Below are 20,042 nucleotides of genomic sequence, written 5' to 3'. Positions count from 1 at the left end.
GCGCGATGCCGCGATCGCAGGATTGCCGCCAAAGGTCAGTGGCCGATCGATCAGAATGTCACGACCACACTGACGGTATCCTGGTAGCTTCCCGCCGTTGGCGTGACCTGCGCCTGATTGATCCTGGCGACATAGGGATAGGTTCTGACCGGGGTCAGGCTGCCCGTTCCGGGGCTTGCGCCGGTAAGCGGGTTGGCTTCGTTCCAGACGGTGACGCCATCCGCATGATAGATCTGATACTGCAACGTCGCGCCCGCGCCGCTGGTCATCTGCCGCCACGCCGCGCCCGTGCCGGCGCCGCCGGGTGTGAAACCGATCCGGTAGACGGCGTCGCGAGTGCAATCGATCTGGACGGCCGAGGTCACCGGCCCGAACTGCGTGACGAGCGCCGCACTGCCGAAGGACAGGTCGGGCGCGGTGATCTTGCAGTCGTTGCCGACCACCAGCGTCACCTGAAGCGTTACGACGACCTTCCCGCTATCATAGCCTGTACAGACGACACCGAGCACGTTCAGCCCGTTGCAGACGCTATAGTCCCATTGCACCGTCAGTGTGTCGCTATACGTCCCGGCGGCCACATTGGGAGCCGCCGTTAACCGCGCGAACAACGGCGTGGTGAAACTGCTGCCACCGCCCTGCACCGCCAGCAGGCTGCCGCTCATATAGTTGACGGTCGATCCCTGCGTGAACGGCGTGGTGCCGCTGGCATCGGCGGATACCTGATAGGCGATCGCGTCGGCGCCTTTTACGAGGCGAAACTGGTTGAGGCTGGTGATGGTCGCGCGCGCCGAATTGCCGCCGATGAGCGTCAGCACGGACCCCGTACAGGAAAGACCTGCTGACCCGGCAACCTGCGGCACCGTGCCCCCTCGCACGTCGTACGACGACACCGGCGAGAAGGTGAGCGCCCCGGACGATGTCGTGCAGGCGGCGAATGCGGGGCCCGTCACGATGCTCAGGACGACCAGTGCGAAGAACAGCCGCAGCGACACCATCACCGGCACGAGACCGGTCCTATCCGTGACAGCGCCGCGACGTCTGCGGAGACGCCGAACGTCGCCTGGCACACCGTCCCGTCCGACGTCAGCGCGGAGAGCGACACCTGTTCGCCGACATCCTCCAGATACGCGATGCCGTCCCAGCCGATGGCGACGTCGGGATGCCCCTCACGCTGGACGCGACCGCCCGGCTTGAGTGTCGCCCCGGTGCTGTCGACGAGCACCGCAAGGATGTTGCGCGTCATGCGGACGTTCAGACGCACGACGGCACCACTGCCCTGTCGCACGGCAACCCGCTGCTCCACCGCGGATGCGACATGGTTCTCCGACAGCGACAGCGTATCGATCGCGAAGCGGACGGGAAGATAGGGCACGACATTGGGCACGAAGAGATGGCCCTTGCGGTTCGTCACGCCGACCGGCTGGTTTTCATAACTGACGCCAACGCCAGCCACGCCAGTCTCGACGACCGCGAAGGCATCGCTCGCCTGGTTGGCGACGAACAGGCCGCCGTCCATCGCCACGATCGAACCCGATGCGCCGATCCAGGCCGAGCTGCGCGCCTGGGCCGTCGCGCCCCCGGCCTGCACTTCGATGAAGGGCGCGCGCCATGTCCCGGTCACCTGCCCCGATGCCGGCCCCCGGCTTGCCGCTGCTATCCCGGCGTCGATGCCGAGGCCGCCATCGGTCGGCGTCGCCCGGGTATAACCGACCTGATAGAGATTGCGCCCGGCCGAACGGCTGATCCCGCCGCTGGCCGCATTGCGTCCGAACGGGATGAACAGGCGCAGCTGAGCACTGGTCGCGCCTCGTTCGAAATCGCGATCCGCGGTCACGAACAGGTTCGCGCGCGATCCGACCGGACGGCCATAGGACAAGGACAGCAGGCGCGAACGTAGCGTGAGTTCGTCGACCGATCCCAAGGTTCGCCCCGAGATATACGCAGCCCCCAATGTGCCCAGCCGCGCCAGATTGACGTTGGCGATCGCGCGATAGGTCCGCCGCCGTGTCGCGGGATTTGCAAGGTCGAAGCTTGCAAGCTCGCGAAAGCCCCTGCTGCGATCGTCATATTGCGCGGCAACGCTGAAGCGACGCGCAGTATAGCTGTAGCCGAGCGACCAGCGATGACCCGCGGCCTGCCCCGAACGCGACGCACTGACCGACAGCGCGACGGTGCCAAATCGCCACGGCGCCACCACGAGCCCGCCCCCGATCTGCCGAAGCCGGGCGGTCGCCTCGGCATGCGCCTCGAGCGTCAGGAACGACGTCATGCCGCGTCGGATCGAGCCATTGGCGGCGAGCGTGCCGTAATCGAAGTTGCGGATGCCATAGCCTTGGCGGATGGCGCCGGCTTCGGCTGCGAAATCGGTGAGCCCGGCGCGTAGCAGCGTCGACGAGACGTAGAAGGGAATCGTGGTCGCGATCTGCCGGCCCACAGCGTCCGTCGTGACGATCACGGCCTCGCCAGCGCCGTTGATCACCGGGACATCCTGCAGCACGAACCGACCGGGCGCGACGTCTGCACCCTGCTGCCGATAGCCGTCGACGAACAGGTCCACCGCCGACGGCACCGCCGCCTTGCCCGCAAAGCTCGGCAGCGGCATCGTCAACAGGTCCGGCCGCGTATTGAAATCGCGCGTGAGCTGCAGGCCACCCAGCCGGACGGACGTGCTCCAGGGCAAGGACCGCGTGATCAGGTCACCCGCCGTGACGGTCAGCGCGCGATCCTCGTTGATGATTTTCGCATGCGTATCGTAGCGCAGATAGCCGCCGATGCGAGACCCGACCCGCATCACGCCGGAATTGGACAGCGTCGCGACCGGCCCGAACACCCGCTGTTCGGACCATAAGGATGAAAAGGAGCCACCGTCGGCGCGCTGCGCGTAGAACTGGTAGTTGACCATCGCGCCCCAGCTGGCGAGCGTGGCTGCGCGGGGCCTGTCACCCGCGGCGATCCGGGTGGTCGGTAGATAATCGGGCGCGGTTTCGAGATGAAGCGTCTGGAGCGCGGCGTCATAGCGGGCGCGGGTGTGCGGCAGCAACGCGACGTCGCGCTCCGTCCCGCCGCCCTCCCCCTCGAGCGTCACGCCATTTCGGCTGAGCGCCTCGGCCGGCACGAGCATGCGTGTGCCGACGATCCGCAGCGGCACCAGATCGCCGGTGGCACGGCCATTCACGACCAGCTCGACGAACAGCTGCTGCACCGGGTCACCCGCGCGTGCCATTTGTGGCAGGCAGACCAGCATGGTCGTCAACAGGAGCGAACCGCGGATCATGGCGTGTCGGACGGATCAACGCGCGGCAATGCGCTGATCGGCGCCATTGACGTTTGCCATCAGCGGACTGGTATCCGGGACGCCGTCCGGCACCGGCCAGCGCATGGTCTGACCCGCAAGGACATAGCCCGCGAGCCCCGAAGCAAGACTGGTCTTCTTGTCGTCCGCTGTCCGGATATCGACGAGTCGCGCATGCAGCATGCCGGTATTTCGGATCGCCAGCGTCCGACCGCTGCCGCTCCGTTCCACCGTCGCGGTCAGTTCGGGCTTGGCCGCGGTGACGGACCCCGCATAGGTGAAGAGCGGAACCGAATAGCGCATCTGTACCGCAAGCTCGGCCGCCGGCAGCCGGCTCGCATTCGGCGCGTTCGCGGTGGGGATTTCGTCGATCAACAGGCGGTAGCTGCGCTCCCCCGGGCCGGTCTGGTCGTTCGCCGCGACAGCAGGCCGCTCGCGCCGCAGCACACGGATCATCTGCCGTTCCCCCGCCGGGATGACCGCGATCGGCGGGCTGGCAACGACCTCGTCCTGATCATCGTACAGATCGCCCTGCGGCCCCTGCGACCAGCGCAGCGTCCGGACCTGCATCGTGATCGGTTCGTTGCCCTTGTTCTCGATCCACAGCGCGGTCGCGCGCTCGGTGGCGGTGATTTTCGGATCGACCGGCCAGATGATGACCGCCGCGGCGCGACTTGTGCCTGGCAGCAGGAGGAGCGGCGAGACGATGGCGGTCAACATACGCAGCATCTTCATGACTTGTCCTTGCTGCATCACCAGGTGACGGTGATGCGAACCACATCGGAATATCGCCCCGCCGCCACGCCGCGCTGGACGACGGCACGGGCCTGTACGGGAACGGAGAGTCGCGACGTGCCGATCGGGAATGCCAGCGCGATCGCCTGCGACGTCCAGGGCGTCTGACTGCCATTCGCGAACAGCTGATAGGGCATGCGATCGGCAGGCCGGGTCGCGTGGACGAGCTGGCGCCCCCCGTTGGCCGGCTGAGTGCCATTGTCCGCGGTGAGGGTGACGCTCATTCCCGGGGTGCAGTCGATCTGCAATCCGGCGGCAACCGCGGTGACCAGGCTGCCTTGCGCGGCTCCCCCATCGACCCCGTTCACCGACCCGAGGTCGATCGATCCCCAACTGCCCCCGGTATCGGCGCTGATCGCGCAACCATTGGCGATGACCGCGCCGACCCTGAAGGTGCGGCTGGTCTCGGCCATGCTCCCCGACGCACAGCCTGCAATCGCCGACACCGCGAGGAAAGCCCGGACGGCGCGCACCGCCGCTACCAGCTGAGCGTCACCTGTACCGTGTCGGTATAGGTGCCCGCCGGCAGCGCCAGGCCATTGCTCGACGCGCGGGCGAAGATCGGCAGCGTCAGCGCCGAGGTGGCTGCGGTGCCGAGGCTGATCTGCCTGCCGATGGTGATTTCGTCCTGCCGCGACGCGTCCATATACAGCCGATACGCGACGGTCTGCCCCAGATAGGCCAGCTGACGGACATTGCCCGCGTCGTTCGCGCCCGCCCCGACCGTGACCTTCGGCGCGAGGCCCGGCGTGCACAACACCGTGACCGCATTCGTGCCGCCCTGCGCAACCATCGTCGCATCGGCATTGCCGAAGACGCCCGACTGATCGGCAAAGGCGATCGTCCCGATCCGCCCCATGGTCGCGGCGCTGTTGCCGCCATTCACCGCACAGGCCGCGAGGATGTTCAGGGACACGCCGATCGTGCCGCTGGCGGTTTGTGCATGTGCCGATGTCGCCACGCCAGACGCCGCGATCATGCCGACCGCAATGCCCAGAACCCTGCTCGTCATCTTACGGTAAATCATGATAAAACAGCCCTCCATTTGGGCTGTTCTCAATGGTCGCCAGTTAACAGGATGTTGAACAACCGATCTGGCCGACGATAGCTTTCGATCCAACGATTATGACATGGTTCCAATAAGATGACGGCTCTCGTGGCCGGTCATCGAACAGGCCCCGACCTGACGGCCGAGGGGCGTCCTAATTCGGATTGCCGACCGGGATGACCGGATTGCCCTTGTAGCTGCCAAGCTTGACGTGGAGCACCTGCGCACGATCGGTGAAGTTGATCCCGTAGTCGGTCTGATCGCCGTTGAGCACACGGTCGAACACCCAATGCCCCTGCGCGTCGTAATGCCCCTCCTCGACCCGATCGTAGAGCATCGAACGCCCGCTATCCGCATCCGCCAGCGCGAACGAGACGCGCGTATCGAACCCGGTCACGAGATATTCGTCGGGGCCGATCTCGGCGATAGCCAGACCGCCGGTCGGTTGCGGGTTGCCGGTCGGCTTGTCGGTGCCGAACTGATACTGGCCGAACGTCGCGGTGGCGCGGTACTTGCCGAGGTCCATGACTTGCCTGTGCTCGGCCTTGGGGTCGGTCGGCTCGGCCACGCCCCAGGTCTTGCCGGCAAAGGCCAGCCGGGCCCATTCTCGCATCATCGGCTCGAACACGCGGTAGTTGCGCGCGAACAGCTCCATCGTCGGCGCGTCCAGCGTCTTCGCACCGAGCGGGAAGTTGTAATAGCCGCTATCGTCCATTCCGAACGGCGCGAAGCCGAGCCCGCCCTTGCCGACCACCGGATAGAAATACCGTGCGAACTCGGGCGCATTGCCCGTCTCCGGGATCAGCAGGGCATTGTCGGCACGGCCGTAGAGCTTCAGATATTCGAGAAACGCGGCATGATCGCGCGCATAGATGTCGGGCGCGACCAGATCGAGCGACGGCGCCGCGGCCTTGTACACGTCGATCACGTGATGAATCGGCCCACCGCTCGAATAGGTGGTTGCCGCCTGCCGTCCGAAGGCGGAGGCGAGCGCGGCGTTGACGTACATCGGCACCCGCTTCACCGCCTTGCCCGCCGCCGCGATCTCCTCGATGTAGCGGGCGATAGACCAGGCGTGGAAATACTCGTCGGCATCAGCGCCGAACACCTGTTTCCAGCTGCCCGCGGGCTTGCGGAATTTTTTGAGCAACGCCGCCGGGACCGGACCGTCGAACAGCTTCTGCGCGACCGGCGAGAAATCGCGGACGCTGCCATAGGTACCGGCCTCGTTCTCGGGCTGGACCATGATGACGGTGTTCTGCGGATCGGCGGCCTTCAGATGCTGCATCAGCTTGACGAAGGCGCGCTTGTCTGCCTCGAGCGTCGACCGATGAAGCGGCGACAGCGCATAATGCGTCTCCCCCTTGGCGTTCGTCATCCGCGGGAACCGCGCGTTGTCGAGCTTGACCCAGGCGGGCGCATAGTTTGGCGAGGTATTCTTCCACGTCGCGAACCACAGCAGGACGAGGCGCACCTTGTTCTGCCGCGCCTCGGCGAGCAGCTGATCGAGGAAGGAAAAGTCGAATTGCCCTTCGGTTCGCTCGATCTGCTCCCACGCGATCGGCACCTCGACGGTGTTGGCGTGCATCGCGTGGATCGTCGGCCAGACCTTGGGCAGCATCGCCGGATAATTGCTCGAATTATTGACCTGCGCGCCGAGCATCAGCCACGGCGCGCCATCTACCATCAGCGCGTGATGCCCGTCGCGGGTCACCAGCCTGGGCACCTCGGTCGCGGTCTGCGCGTGCGCGGTGCCGGTGAACAGTGCGGCGGCGAGGGTCAGACCGGCGAGTTTGCGGGAGGGGCGGAAGATCATGATGCAGTACCTCGAACGGGAAACGGGAAAGTCGGGCCGGATCAGTCCTCGACGAAGACGAGCCCGCCCAGGCCCGATGCGACCGTGCCGTCGCTTTCGAGCAGGAGGGTGACGGTCCGCTCGCCGGGTCCTGGCGGAAAGGCGACGCGCAGCGTGGTGGCGGCGAAATCGGGCTTCGTCGCGGCGCGCTTGCCGTCGATCCAGATTTCGCCGCGACCGACTAGATCCTTGAACACGATCGTTCCGCCCCGTTCGCGCGTGCCGCGGTGCGGGGTGAGCCTAGCGCGCAGGACGGTCCAGCGACCACTGCCCTGCGGCGGTTGGATCTCGCCCGCGCGGACATACAGCCAGCTGTTCATGTCATTGTCCGCCAGCACGATGTCGGGCGACGGCTTGGCGGCGGCGGCAGGCGACTGCCGCCAGTCCTGCACCGTCAGCGTCATGCGGGCGGGCGCGACGAACGGACGAGCCGGTGTCGCCAGGCGGCGCACGACGCTGGTGGCAGGGCGCAATCCCGCCGCGCTGGCCGAGAGCTTGACGGTGCCCGCGCCGCCGCCGCCAGCGCGAACGATGACCTGCGCCAAACCGTTGAACAGGCGCCGGCGATTACCCTGTTCGGCTTCGTGGCTGACGGGATCGCCATTGCCGAGGCCGATGATCGTTCCGCCGCTTACCGCGAAGGTGACGTCGAGATTGGCGGTCGGGACATGCCGCCCGCGCGCATCGACCGCGTCGATCGTGTACGGCTGCACGTCCTCGCCATCCGCCGCCATCGCACGCCGGTCGGGCGTGATCCGCAGCGCCACCGCCGCGCCGGTCGTCTCGACCACGCTGCGCGCGACCTCGCGTCCGCCGCGATAGCCGATCGCCTCGAGCCGGCCCGGCGCATAGGGCACCTGCCAGCTCGGCATCGTGTAGCGATCGACCTTCTGCTCGCCGATCAGACGGCCATCGAGCATCAGCCGCACTGTCTCGACATTGGTCAGCGCCATCACCTTGACCGCCTGCCCCTCGCGCCCGGGCCAGTTCCAGTGTGGCATCGGATCGAGCAGCGGCACGTCGTCGACCCACTGCGCGCGGTGCAGATAGAAGGCCATCTTCGGAAAGCCGCACAGGTCCAAGATCCCGAAATAGCTGCCCGCGGACGGCCATTCGAACGGGGTTGGCTCACCGTGATAGTCGAACCCGGTCCAAACGAACGTCCCCGCGACGAACGGCCGCTCGGCAACCGATTTCCAGCCCTCGCGGTGAGTGCTGCCCCAGTCCGCCGGTTCCTCGTCATAGGACGCCATCACGTGCGCGGCGCGGTCGGTCTCCCACGCCCCGCGCGTCATGAAACTGCTGGTGTCCTCCGAACTCGTCAGCGGCAGCGTCGGGTTGGCGGCGTGGAACCGGTCATACTGGTCGCGCTGATAATTGAAGCCGACCACGTCGACCGCCTGGCTGACATTGACCGGGGCGAACATGCCGCTGTTCATAGCGGCGGTGACCGGGCGGCTCTCGTCGAGCGCCTTCACCGCGACCGACATGCGGCGGACCATTTCGTAGCCGGCGGGCGTCCCCTGCATCGGTTCCTCGTTGAACACCGACCACATGAACACGCTCGGCCGGTTGCGATCGCGGCGGACCAGCCATTCGAGCTGGTCGATGTAATCGGGGCTGGTGTTGAAGTTGCGGTTCTCGCTCATCACCAGGAAGCCGAGCCGGTCGCACGCGTCGAGCACCTCGGTCGCGATCGCGCTGTGCGCGAAGCGGATCGCGTTGCATCCCAGGTCCTTCAGACGCCGCAATCGCCAGTCCCACAGCGCATCGGGCACCGCCACGCCGACACCGGCATGATCCTGGTGGTTGCACGTGCCCTTGATCTTGAGCGGACGGTCGTTGAGATGGAAGCCCGTCGCGGCGTCGAAGCGCAGCGTGCGAAACCCGATCCGCAACGTGCGTTCGTCGACGGGCTTGCCGCCGCGCATCAGCCGCGTCCGCAGCGTGTAGAGCGTCGGCGTGTCGATCGACCATAGCCGCGGCGTAGGGACCGGGATGGTCAGCGTGGCCGTGCCGGGCTTCAAAGACGGCAGGTGCGCCAAAGCGGTCTGCGTCGCGATCGTGCGGCCGTCGGGATCGATCAGCGACACCTCGATGCTCGCCTCAGCCGGGATCTTGCCGATATTGCCGAGCGTCGCGGTGACGGGGACGCTCCAACTGCCATCGGCGGCGCGGCGCGGGTCGGCGTGGATGCCGTCGGTCGCGATGTAGGTCGCATCGCGTTTCGCCAGCCAGACATGGCGGTACAGCCCGGCACCCTCGTACCACCACCCCTCCATCGTCTGCCCATCGACCCGCACGACGATACTGTTCAGATCGTCGCCGAACCGCGCCAGATCGGTGATGTCGACATAGACCGAGTTATAGCCGCTCCAGTTGTGCGCGACGATCGATCCATTGAACCAGATCGTCGCATTCGTCGCGATCCCCCCGAACTGCAACTCCAGATACCGCCCCCGATCCGCGGGATCGAGCCGCAGCGCGCGCCGGTACCAGCCGAAGCCGCGCCGGCGATAGCCCTGCGAGACATTGGCACTTTCCTCGAACGGCATCGTCGATGCCCAGTCATGCGGCAGATCGACCTCGGGCCAGTCCGAATCGTCATATTGCATCGCTGCCGCACCCTGCGCCTGCCCCGCCTTGGCGCTGTTGTAGGACCAGCCATGGCCGCGGATCTCCGGCATCGGGATATCGCCGAGGTGAAAGCGCCAGCTGCGATCGAGCAGCAGCCGGCTGGGATCCTCGACCAGTGCACGCAGCGGCAGATCGTCGCGGGTCGCCGGCATCGGCAATGCGCCGATCGCTGGCGCCCGCACCGGTACAGCCTGAGCGACACCGTCCGCGGCCAGCGCCACGCCGATCGCGGTTCCGCTTCCCAGGAAATGCCGCCGGTTCAGCCGACCCGTCTCGTGCGCATCCGTCATCTCTGGCTTCCTATCCATCGCTGCCGGGCGAGCCCCGTTCGTTGCGCCGTCAATGCTGGCGTTCGCATCAGTCGGACACTGGTGGGCGCCCTGGCGACGGCATTGCAACCCCCACGTCGGCGATCGCGGTGCTGCGCTACAGGTCGAGGGCGCGACATGGCACGGGATCGCACCAGAAGCCCGGGGGTCTTTCGAGACCCCCGGGCTTCGGCCGGTCAGTAGTTCACGCGGAGCGTCGCGCCGAAGCGGCGATCGACGACCGAATAGTCACGCGGCCGGCTGTCCAACCCGAAGAACGTCTCACGCCGCGTGTTGAGCAGGTTCGTAGCATCCACCGACGCGGTGATGTTGGGCGTGACGTCGTAGCTGATCGAGGCGTCGAGCTGGCCGAACGCCCGGTCGTAGATCGGCAGATTGCCCGTCCCGCTGGCCGATGTGGTTCGGACATAATCGTCGCGCCAGTTATACGCGACACGCGCCGACAGGCCGTATTTCTCGTAGATGCCGACCAGATTGTAGCTGTTCTTCGACAGCCCTTCGAGCGGCACCGAGATCGGCGCACCGGGGATCGCACCGGCGCTCGGATTGGGCGCCTTGGAATCCACATAGGTGTAGTTGGCCTGCACTCCGAAGCCCGACAGCGGCCCCGGCAGGAAATCGAAGAACTGCTGATAGCCGACTTCGAACCCCTTGATCTTGCCGTTCGCGCCGTTGACCGGCCGGTTGATCTGATATTGCGTGCCGTCGATCACCACCGGATCGTCCACGCGCGCGATGAAGCCGTTGACCGCCTTGTAGAAGGCGGCGGCATAGACCGAGCTGGTCTTGTTGAAATACCATTCGAACGAGACGTCGAGCTGGTCGGCGCGCAGCGGCTTCAGATCGGGATTGCCCGACGAGCCCCGCCGGCTGACGGGATCGAACGTCAGGACCGAGTTGAGCAGATTGTAATCCGGTCGCGTCAGGCCCTTCGACGCGGCCAGGCGCAGCTGCAGCGTCTCGGTGATCGGGAAGCGGATGTTCAGGCTCGGCAGGACCGAGGTGTAGCTGTTGGTCTGGTCGATCGGAATGGTCGGACCGCCCGACGGCGTCTGGAAGCCGGCGACGTTGGTCTTGGTGTTCACGATGCGCACACCGAGATTGCCGTCGAACGGCAGGATGGTCTCGGACTTGAACCGCGCGACCCAATAGCCGCCGATCGTCTGCTCCGAGACGTCGTTGCGACCGGTCGGCAGATATTCCGGAACGGCGACCTGCCCGTTGGGATAATAGGAGGCGAAGGTCTGGCGCACTGCGTTCAGATCGCCGCGGATCACGTCGAACGGCGGGATCAGGAAGCTGCCGAGCCCGGCCGCATCGCCGCGGAAGAAGTTCTTCACCGGCACGGGGTTGTAATAGCCGGGAATCGCCGAGAGCGGCGTACGCGGCACGCGTGGCGTATCGAACAGGTCGACATAGCCGAACACCGGATTTTCGACGACCGCGTTCAGCTTGGTGTACCGCACACCCGCCTTGATCGACGTGAAGAAGCCGCCATCGGTCTCATATTCGACGTCCTGCCGTACCGACCATTGGTCGTTGTGGCTGCGGCTGCTGGAATCGAGGATGTAGAGATAGGAAAAGTTCGCCGGATCGGTGAGGAAGCTGGGCGACCCTACCCCGGTCACGCCGATCACGGGCAGTTTGCCGGTAATGTCGACGCTGAGCGTGTTGGGCTGGTCGCTGCCAACGCCGAGCGCGAAGAACTCCGTCTTCGTGCGGCTGTCGACATAGCTGACATCCGTTGTCAGCGTGAGCTGGCTCGTCGGATTGAACTTGAGCCCGCCCGAATAGGATGCGGTCTTCGAGCGGCGATCGCTGCGATAGGTATTGCCCTCGACGAACACGTTCTGGAACGTGCCGCTCTGGAACTCGCCATTCTCGTCGAACGTGAAGCTGCTCGCCGGCCCCGGCGTGATCGGCGCACCGCCGCGGCCGAACGGGTAGACGAGATAGCCGACTTGGTTGAACTTGTAGTTGGCATAGTCGAACTGGCCATAGACTTCGAGATTGTCGGCAGGCTTCCACTGGACGGCCGCGGAAATGCCGATGCGGCGGCGATCACCGACATTGTTGAACTGGCCGACGCCGTTGGGCACGATCACCGCGTCGGCGGCATCAGCCGTGCTGCCATTGCCGGTCCGATCGACGATGCCGGTGCGCAATTGATAAGGCTCGATCGACAAGGCATCGGTGCGATAGGCGCCGCGCTGGAGCGATCCGTTGAGCAGGAAGCCGATCTCGCCCAGACCGGTCTGGTAGGTGTCGGTGATCAGACCCGAGAACGAGGTCTTGGTCTTGTCCGCTAGATCGTGATGCGTGACACGCGCGCTGCCACTGATCGTCGGCTTCGAAAAGTCGAACGGCATCCGCGTACGCAGGTTGACCGTGCCGCCAAGACCGCCCTCGATCACGTCGGCGGCGGGGTTCTTGTAGACGTCGATACCGGCGAGCAGTTCGGAGGGAATATCCTCAAGGCTGATCGTGCGGCCGTCGCCCGCGGTGAAATAGTCGCGACCGTTCAGCTCGGTACGAACCTGGGTCAGGCCGCGGATCGCGATCCGGCTGCCCTCGCCCTGGTTGCGCTCGATCTGGATGCCGCTGATCCGCTGCAGCGCCTCGGACACATTGTTGTCGGGCAGCTTGCCGATGTCTTCTGCGACGATCGAATCGATGATCTGGCTGGCGTTGCGCTTGCGCGCCTGTGCGCTCCGAAGGCTGGCGCGGACCCCGGTGACCACGATGTCCGCATCCGCATCCGCATTCGCATTCGCATTCGCATTCGCATTCGCAACGTCGCCGCTCGGTGCGACGGTACCCGCTTGCGCGCCCTGATCGATCGGTGACGGGGCGACCTCTTCAGCCGTGTCGGGAACGATAGCGGGCGCCTGCTGAGCGCTCGCGGCTACCGTGAATGCCGAGACAATTGCGAGGGCAGATGCCCCGCTTGCCAGAGCCTTGAGCACACAAGCCGAACGGAATTTTACGCGGTTCAAACACCATCTCCCCAGGATACCGAACGGACCACCGCTCGAAATTTGTGCCGCATTTTGAGCCATGAAGCGCTCTGCGGTCGAAGTGTGGTATCGGTATCAAGGGACGAATTGTCTGACAAGTCATATTTTTGGCAGAGAATTCGGTTGATCTGTAGCGCGGACCTGCAATTATACGACAAATTTGCCGCTTTGGCGAAGTTTGCGGTACCATAACGGGCACAGACCCGCGGAGAGGATTTCAATGCATATCGCCCCAGCCCGTGTCGTCACGCAGCCGTCCGACGATTCCCGCAGCACGGTATCGCCGGGCTGGTCGCGCCTGATCGCGCGATTTGCCGTTGGGGCTTCGCTGGCGACGATTGCGACGGGCGGGTTCGCAGCGCCGATCGCGACGGTCGATCGCAACGGCAGCCTGGTCTCGGTCGAGGCCTATGCCCCCAACATCGTCCGCGTGACGATCGCGACCGACCGCGGGCAGGTCGACGCCCCCCCGGGCGACGGTCCCAACGCCAAGCCCAATGCCGCGGGCTGGACGCACCGCAACGATGCAGGGGCCGATATCTTCACGTCCGCCGCGCTGTCGCTTTCGGTCGATGCCAAGCCCTGGCCCAAGGCCCCCACGCAGATGGAGCGCTATTTCGCGCCATCGCTACCGCCGGTGTCGGTGACGATCCGCAAGCCCGACGGCACGATGCTGACGCAGATGACCGGGTGGGAGATGGGGCCGCATACCGTCAACGGCGAAAAGACGTTCCGCGTCGGTGCAAGCTTCGCCTCCCCCGCCGACGAGCATTATTACGGGCTGGGCCAGAACCAGGAAGGCAAGCTCGACCTGCGCGGCCGCACGATCGACTGCCGCCACAATTACGATGCGCCCGCGGGCGAGACGGTCTGCGTGCCGTTCATGGTCACCAACAAGGGCTATGGCATCGTCTGGGACAATCCATCCTCGACCGTCGTGTCCCCCGGCCTGCACAGTGCGACGCATTGGCAGTCGGAAGTCGGCGAGCGCGTCTCGTTCTTCGTCATCACCGGCGCCACCACCGACGAGATCTATGCCGGCTACGCCACGCTGACCGGGACGACCCCGCTGCCGCCAAAGGCCGCGTTCGGGCTTATCCAAAGCAAGGCGCGGTACGAGACGGAGAAGGAACTGCTCGGCATCGCCGACGGGTATCGCAGCCGCGGCCTGCCGCTCGACATCATGGTGCTCGACTGGTTCTACTGGTCGCGCATGGGTCAGCTCGACATCGACCGCACCTATTTCCCCGATCCCAAGGGCATGAACGACAAGCTCAAGGCGATGGGGATGCACTCGATTATCAGCGTCTGGCCCCGCTTCGAAAAGGAATCGCGCTACTTCAATCTGCTGTCGAGCAAGTCCTGGCTGCTGAAGGACAAGGATGGCAACGCCGTCGACGGACTGCCGATCCGGTCCGATCGTGCCGGCGCGTTGCTCGACAGCACCAACCCCGACGCGCGCAACTGGTTCTGGGAGCGGATCCGCGACAACATCGCCAGCCAGGGCTTCGACTGGTTCTGGCTCGACGAGACCGAGCCTGATCTCGTGCCCGACGGCAGCTTCTATTCGATCGGCTCGGGCGACCGTTATCACAACGTCTTCCCGCTGCTCCACACGATGAGCGTCGCGGACGGGTCGGCACGCGATCGCCCCACTATGCGCAACCTGATCCTGTCGCGCGCCGCCTATCTGGGCGCCCAGCGCAATGGCGGGCTGTTCTGGTCGTCGGACATCAAGTCGACCTGGGAGGCGCTGCACCGGCAGGTGCCCGCCGGGCTCGGCTTCACCGCGAGCGGCATGGCCTATTGGGGCAGCGACATCGGCGGCTGGCAGTGGCCGAACGGGCCCAAGGCGACCCGTCCGGTGCTGCTCGATCCGGCGGGCGCGACCGCGATGGCGCCCGACTATGCGGATTATCCCGAGCTGTTCACACGCTGGTTCGCCTATAGCGTGTTCACACCGACCTTGCGGATCCACGGCCAGCGCCCCGCCACCGCGCTCTGGGAATATGGAACCGCGGCCGAACCCGTTCTCGCGAACTTCCTGAAGCTGCGCTATTCGCTGATGCCGTACATCTATTCGCTCGGGCGCCACACCTATGAGAGCAATGCGCCGATGATGCGCGCGCTGTTCATGGATTTCCCGAACGATCCCAACGTCGCCGACATGGGCGATGAGTATATGTTCGGCCCCGCCTTCCTGGTTGCCCCCGTCACCGAACAGGGCAAGACCAGTCGCCAGGTCTATCTGCCGGCCGGAGCGGACTGGTATGATTACTGGACCAACCAGCGCTTTACCGGTGGGCAGACCGTTACCGCGAACGCAGCGATCGACAGGATCCCGCTGTTCGTGCGCGCCGGGTCGATCATCCCGATGGGCGTCCAGGTCCCGAGCACCGCGACGGCGCAGTCGCTTGAGGCCATTCGCGTTTATCCCGGCGCGGATGCCAGTTTCGCACTCTACGACGACGACGGCGTGACTAACGACTATCGCACCAAGGGCGGACGCAAGGCGATCCTCCGCTGGGACGACAAGACCCGGCGCCTGACCGCATCGGGCAAGCTGCCGACCGGGCAGGACGCTGCATCCCTGATCCAGATCGTGGCACCGAAGTGATCCGTATCCACGTCACCGCACGGCTCCTGACCGGGTTGCCGACGGCAGCGGGCGCGCGCTTTGACGGCGTGCCCGTCAGATCCGTCGCAAACCCGTGAGCATCGATCTCAGCCGTCGGTCGGTTCTCGCCGGTATTGCTGCACTCGGACCCACAACCCAGGCGCTCGCGCAGAGCCCGATGGGGCTGGCGCGGGGCCCGGTGCAGCCGACCTGGCAGTCGCTGGTCGATCACTATCGCTACCCAGAGTGGTTCCGTGATGCCAAGCTTGGCCTGTGGTCGCATTGGGGCCCGCAATCGGTGCCCGAGCAAGGCGACTGGTATGGGCGCTTCATGTATATGCAGGGCCATCCAGCGTACGAACATCACCTCAAGACCTATGGCCATCCGACCCGATCGGGGATGATGGAGGTGATGAACCGCTGGACCGCGGCGCGCTGGGACCCCGACGCGCTGATCGCGCGCTATGCCAAGGCGGGGGCGAAATATTTCGTCTCGCTCGCCAATCATCACGACAATCTCGACTGCTACGACAGTCGGTATCACGCGTGGAATTCGCTTCGCGTCGGGCCGAAGCGCGACGTCGTCGGCATCTGGGAGAAGGCAGCGCGCAAGGCCGGGCTGAAGTTCGGCGTCTCGAACCATGCGGCGCATAGCTGGCACTGGTATCAGACCGCCTATGGCTATGATCCGGTCGGGCCGCGCAAGGGCCAGCGCTACGACGCGTTCACGCTCCGGTCCGCAGATGGCCACGGTACATGGTGGGACGGGTTAGATCCGCAACAGCTCTATACGGGCGCGCACGCGGTCCTACCGAACGGCATCGACACGATAGCGGCGATGAACGCCTGGCACGATGCGCATGACGGCCAGTGGATCGAGACCCCGCCGCCGAACGACCCGTCCTATGCCGCGAAATGGCTGCTTCGGCAGACCGACCTGATCGACAAGTACAAGCCGGACTTCTGCTATTTCGACGATTACGAGCTGCCGTTCGGCCCGATCGGGCTCCAGGCGGCGGCGGATTACTATAACCGGTCGATCGCCTGGCACGGCAAGATCGACGTCGTGCTGACCGCCAAGCAGTTGAAGCCCTATGCCCGGTTTGGCCTGGTGCAGGACGTCGAACGCGGGTTCACCGACCATCTGTGGGACGAGCCGTGGCAGACCGATACGTGTATCGGCGACTGGTTCTACAACGTCGCCCGCCTGAACGATAAAAGCTACAAGACCGCCGAACAGGTCATCCAGCGGCTTGCCGACGTGGTGTCGAAGAACGGCAATTTGCTGCTCTCGATCCCGCAGCCCGGGGACGGCTCGATCGACGGCGAGGAGGAGAAGATCCTCGACGGCATGAGCCGCTGGATCGCGATCAACGACGAGGCGATCTTCGGCTCGCGACCGTGGCGGATCTACGGCGAAGGCCCGACCAAACTGCAGACGGGCATGCAGAACGAGCAGTCTGCAGGGGTGTTCACGCCGCGCGACGTGCGCTTCACCACGAACAAGGGCGCGCTCTATGCGCTGTTCCTCGGCTGGCCACGCGGCGACGTGACGATCGAGGCGCTCGCACGCCACCGCTTCGCCGACGGCGTCGTCGAGCGCGTAACGTTGCTCGGCGGCGACCGCATAGCGCACCGCCGCGACCCGCACGGCCTGCATTTCGCAATGCCCGCCGACCGCGGCGACGGCTTCGTTCCGGTGGTGAAAATCGAGGGCCGCGGCCTGATCTAGGGCGTCGGGTTTCTCGGGGCTCGGCCATTGCTCGCCCTCGAGCGGGCGTTCGAAGATCGAATACGCGGTCGCCACCAGCTTCCCAGCCAGTTATATCCGGAGAAACCTGGGTAGCGCAGCGCCAAACGTCTTGGCGGGGCGGGATGAAAGGATGACGAGGGGTGAGCAATCTGGACTGGGCGCGCCCGCTTGCCGAGCGTGCGCGGGTGGACTCAGCAACGTTCGAAGCCGAGATCCTGAACCGTGGTGAGCCGGTCGTCCTGCGTGCTCAAGTCTCCGCCTGGCCGTCCGTCGCGGCGGCACGCGGCGGCGCCCGGAACGCAGCGCACTATATGGAGAAGTTCGACGGTGGTGTCCCCGTTCAGGTGATGGCGGGGCGGCCCGAGATACAGGGCCGCTTCTTCTACGACGATGCCGTCCAGGGCTTCAACTTCAACCGTCAGATGGTTCCGTTGCGGTTGCTGTTGTCGGAATTGCTTCGGTTTGAAAACGATCCCGCGGCGCCCGTCCTCTATGCTGGGTCTGCGCCGACAGGACAGCTCCTGCCCGGCTGGAGCGAGGCAAACCCGCTCGACCTGACGCTACCGGGCGCGAAGGCGCGGGTGTGGATCGGCAACGCGACGCGGATTTCGACGCATTACGACGGATCGGCGAACATGGCGTGCGTCGTGGCAGGCCGTCGCCGCTTCGTCCTGTTCCCGCCCGAGCAGCTCGAAAATCTCTATGTCGGGCCGCTCGACCACACGATGGCGGGGCAGCCGGCGAGCATGGTCGACCCCGATGAGCCCGATCTGGAACGCTACCCGCGCTTTGCGGAGGCGATGCGCCATGCGCTGGTCGCGGACCTTGGGCCGGGCGACGCGATCTTCATTCCGGCACTGTGGTGGCACAATGTGCGCTCGTACGAGCCGCTCAACATATTGGTTAATTATTGGGCCGAAGGGCACGAGGCGACGAGCCCGTTTACCGCGATGATCCATGCGCTGATGGCGGTACGCGACCTACCGCCGCGCGAGCGCGCGGTCTGGCGGAAATGGTTCGATCATTATGCGTTCGACGACGCGGCCGACCGGGTTGCCGATCACCTGCCCGAGGCAGCACGCGGCGTGCTCGGGGCAGCGTCGCCATCGCGGACGGATCGCATCAAGCAGTATCTGCTCCACGCATTAGGCGCGCGATAAGCCTTCCCGGCGTCACCGCTGCCGGCCGAACGTCAGGCCGCAGGGCGACCGATCTGGTTAAGGAACTGCTGGTGCGAGGGCATGCGGTCGACCGCCAGCCGCATCGCATTTGCGATGTGCGCCATGCGCTTGTCGAGTTCGTTTTCGGGCAGCAGATCGGCGAGCGGATGGTAGCGCCGGGGGACAAGCCCCTGCCCGTGCATGACCGCGAGCCAGCTCGTCTCGCTGAACAGTTCATTGTCGTGGCGATATAGCCGGCCATTCTCGCGAAATATCGCGATGCGCTCTTCGAGAGACGTGGGCAACGCCATGCTCCGGCAGTACCGCCACAGCGGGGAGTCATCGCGGGTCGTGGTGGCGTAATGCAGAATGATGAAGTCGCGCACCTGCTCATATTCGACGCGCGTGCGGCGATTATAATAGTCGATGTCGTGCTGGTTGAAGCGACGATCAGGGAAATTGGTGAGCAGGCGCGCAATGGCCGACTGAATCAGGTGGATCGACGTCGATTCCAGTGGTTCGAGAAAACCGCTCGCCAGGCCGAGTGCGACGACGTTGCGGTCCCAGGCCTTGCGGACGCCGGCCTTGAACCTTATGAAGTTGGGCTCTGACATGGGATCACCGTCGAGCGCGGCGTTGAGCCCGGCGAGCGCTGCATCGTCGCTCAGGTGATCGGAGCAGTACACGTAGCCGTTGCCGGTGCGGGACTGGAGCGGGATGCGCCATTGCCAGCCGGCCGCCTTGGCGGTGGCGCGGGTAAACGGAAGCGGGTCGGTGGTCCGGCGACAGGCGCGCGCCACCGCGCGATCGCAGGGCAGCCAATGGCTCCAGTCCTCGAAGCCGGCGCCAAGCGCTTCGCTGATCAGGAGGCCGCGAAAGCCCGAACAGTCGATGAACAGGTCGCCCGCAACGCGGCTGCCATCCTCCAGTGTCACCGCCTGGACATGACCATTGCTGCTGTCGAGGGCGACATCGACGATACGCCCTTCGGTGCGCCGCACGCCACTGGCCTCGGCCCGCTCGCGCAGGTAGCGGGCGTAGAGCGATGCGTCGAATTGGAACGCGTAACTGATCGTCCCGAGCGGCGAGCCGACGCGGCTGTGATCGGGTCGCTGAAAACGCTGGGCCCGCGCGGCGTCGGCGCCGATGCTGAATCGATCGAGTTCGAGGGCCCCGCCGAGCTGAGCTTGACGCAGCCAGAAATGATGGAAGTGCAAACCCTCCATTTCCTGACCATAGGTGCCGAACGGATGAAAATAGCGGTCGCCGATGCGACCCCAATCGACGAATTCGATCCCCAGCTTGAACGTCGCGGCCGTGCGGCGGACGAAGTCGTCCTCGTCGATCCCGAGCAGCCTATTGAAATATTGCAGGTGCGGGATGGTCGCTTCGCCGACGCCGACCGTGCCGATCGCCTCCGATTCGATCAGTTCGATCTCGACCGCGCGACCCAGGACGCGGGACAGGGCAGCCGCCGCCATCCAGCCGGCAGTGCCGCCACCGACCACCACGATCCTGCGAATGGCAAGGTCTTCCATC

At 65.4% G+C, this 20,042-nt stretch carries 12 protein-coding genes; 3 read left to right on the top strand and 9 right to left on the bottom strand.

From position 1 onward, the window contains the following. Positions 1-50: 50 nt before the first annotated feature. From J3A66_RS00735 to J3A66_RS00700, 8 genes are all read right to left on the bottom strand, one after another. Positions 51-995, bottom strand: a complete 945-nt coding sequence (locus J3A66_RS00735) for a spore coat U domain-containing protein (RefSeq protein WP_245336889.1) — start codon at positions 993-995, stop codon at positions 51-53. Continuing rightward, positions 995-3,274, bottom strand: coding sequence for a fimbria/pilus outer membrane usher protein (locus J3A66_RS00730; RefSeq protein WP_209566555.1), 2,280 nt, complete (start codon positions 3,272-3,274; stop codon positions 995-997). Before J3A66_RS00730 ends, J3A66_RS00735 begins: the two co-directional genes overlap by 1 nt. A gap of 15 nt (positions 3,275-3,289) precedes the next feature. Further along, positions 3,290-4,027, bottom strand: coding sequence for a molecular chaperone (locus J3A66_RS00725; RefSeq protein WP_209566554.1), 738 nt, complete (start codon positions 4,025-4,027; stop codon positions 3,290-3,292). A gap of 17 nt (positions 4,028-4,044) precedes the next feature. After that, positions 4,045-4,560: a spore coat protein U domain-containing protein gene (locus J3A66_RS00720; RefSeq protein ID WP_209566553.1), complete on the bottom strand. Its 516-nt coding sequence runs from the start codon at positions 4,558-4,560 to the stop codon at positions 4,045-4,047. A gap of 5 nt (positions 4,561-4,565) precedes the next feature. Beyond that, positions 4,566-5,099: a spore coat protein U domain-containing protein gene (locus tag J3A66_RS00715; RefSeq protein WP_209566552.1), complete on the bottom strand. Its 534-nt coding sequence runs from the start codon at positions 5,097-5,099 to the stop codon at positions 4,566-4,568. Between the two features lie 190 nt (positions 5,100-5,289). Continuing rightward, positions 5,290-6,951 (bottom strand): DUF5597 domain-containing protein, encoded by a 1,662-nt coding sequence (locus J3A66_RS00710; protein WP_209566551.1) that lies wholly within the window; start codon positions 6,949-6,951, stop codon positions 5,290-5,292. Positions 6,952-6,992: 41 nt separating this feature from the next. After that, positions 6,993-9,917, bottom strand: a complete 2,925-nt coding sequence (galA, locus tag J3A66_RS00705) for a beta-galactosidase GalA (protein ID WP_209566550.1) — start codon at positions 9,915-9,917, stop codon at positions 6,993-6,995. Positions 9,918-10,132: 215 nt separating this feature from the next. Beyond that, positions 10,133-12,952, bottom strand: a complete 2,820-nt coding sequence (locus J3A66_RS00700) for a TonB-dependent receptor (protein ID WP_209566549.1) — start codon at positions 12,950-12,952, stop codon at positions 10,133-10,135. Between the two features lie 241 nt (positions 12,953-13,193). On the opposite strand from J3A66_RS00700, the gene J3A66_RS00695 reads away from it, so the two are divergent. From J3A66_RS00695 to J3A66_RS00685, 3 genes are all read left to right on the top strand, one after another. After that, the gene (locus J3A66_RS00695) at positions 13,194-15,590 is read left to right on the top strand and encodes a TIM-barrel domain-containing protein (RefSeq protein WP_209566548.1); all 2,397 of its coding nucleotides are present in this window, start codon (positions 13,194-13,196) and stop codon (positions 15,588-15,590) included. A 100-nt stretch (positions 15,591-15,690) separates the two neighbouring features. Then, positions 15,691-17,322, top strand: a complete 1,632-nt coding sequence (locus J3A66_RS00690; RefSeq protein ID WP_348634081.1) for an alpha-L-fucosidase — start codon at positions 15,691-15,693, stop codon at positions 17,320-17,322. A 161-nt stretch (positions 17,323-17,483) separates the two neighbouring features. Further along, positions 17,484-18,503 carry a cupin-like domain-containing protein gene (locus J3A66_RS00685; protein ID WP_348633962.1) on the top strand — a complete coding sequence of 340 codons (1,020 nt, stop codon included), beginning with the start codon at positions 17,484-17,486 and terminating at the stop codon, positions 18,501-18,503. A 32-nt stretch (positions 18,504-18,535) separates the two neighbouring features. Here the strand turns inward: J3A66_RS00685 and J3A66_RS00680 are convergent, their stop codons facing one another. After that, the gene (locus tag J3A66_RS00680; RefSeq protein ID WP_209566547.1) at positions 18,536-20,041 is read right to left on the bottom strand and encodes a tryptophan halogenase family protein; all 1,506 of its coding nucleotides are present in this window, start codon (positions 20,039-20,041) and stop codon (positions 18,536-18,538) included. Position 20,042: the final 1 nt, after the last annotated feature.

This window comes from Sphingomonas sp. PvP018 (genome assembly GCF_017876865.1).
GTDB classification, from domain to species: domain Bacteria; phylum Pseudomonadota; class Alphaproteobacteria; order Sphingomonadales; family Sphingomonadaceae; genus Sphingomonas; species Sphingomonas aerolata.
The sequence above is the reverse complement of the archived record's forward strand: the minus strand, read 5'-3'. Positions and strand labels throughout refer to the sequence as shown.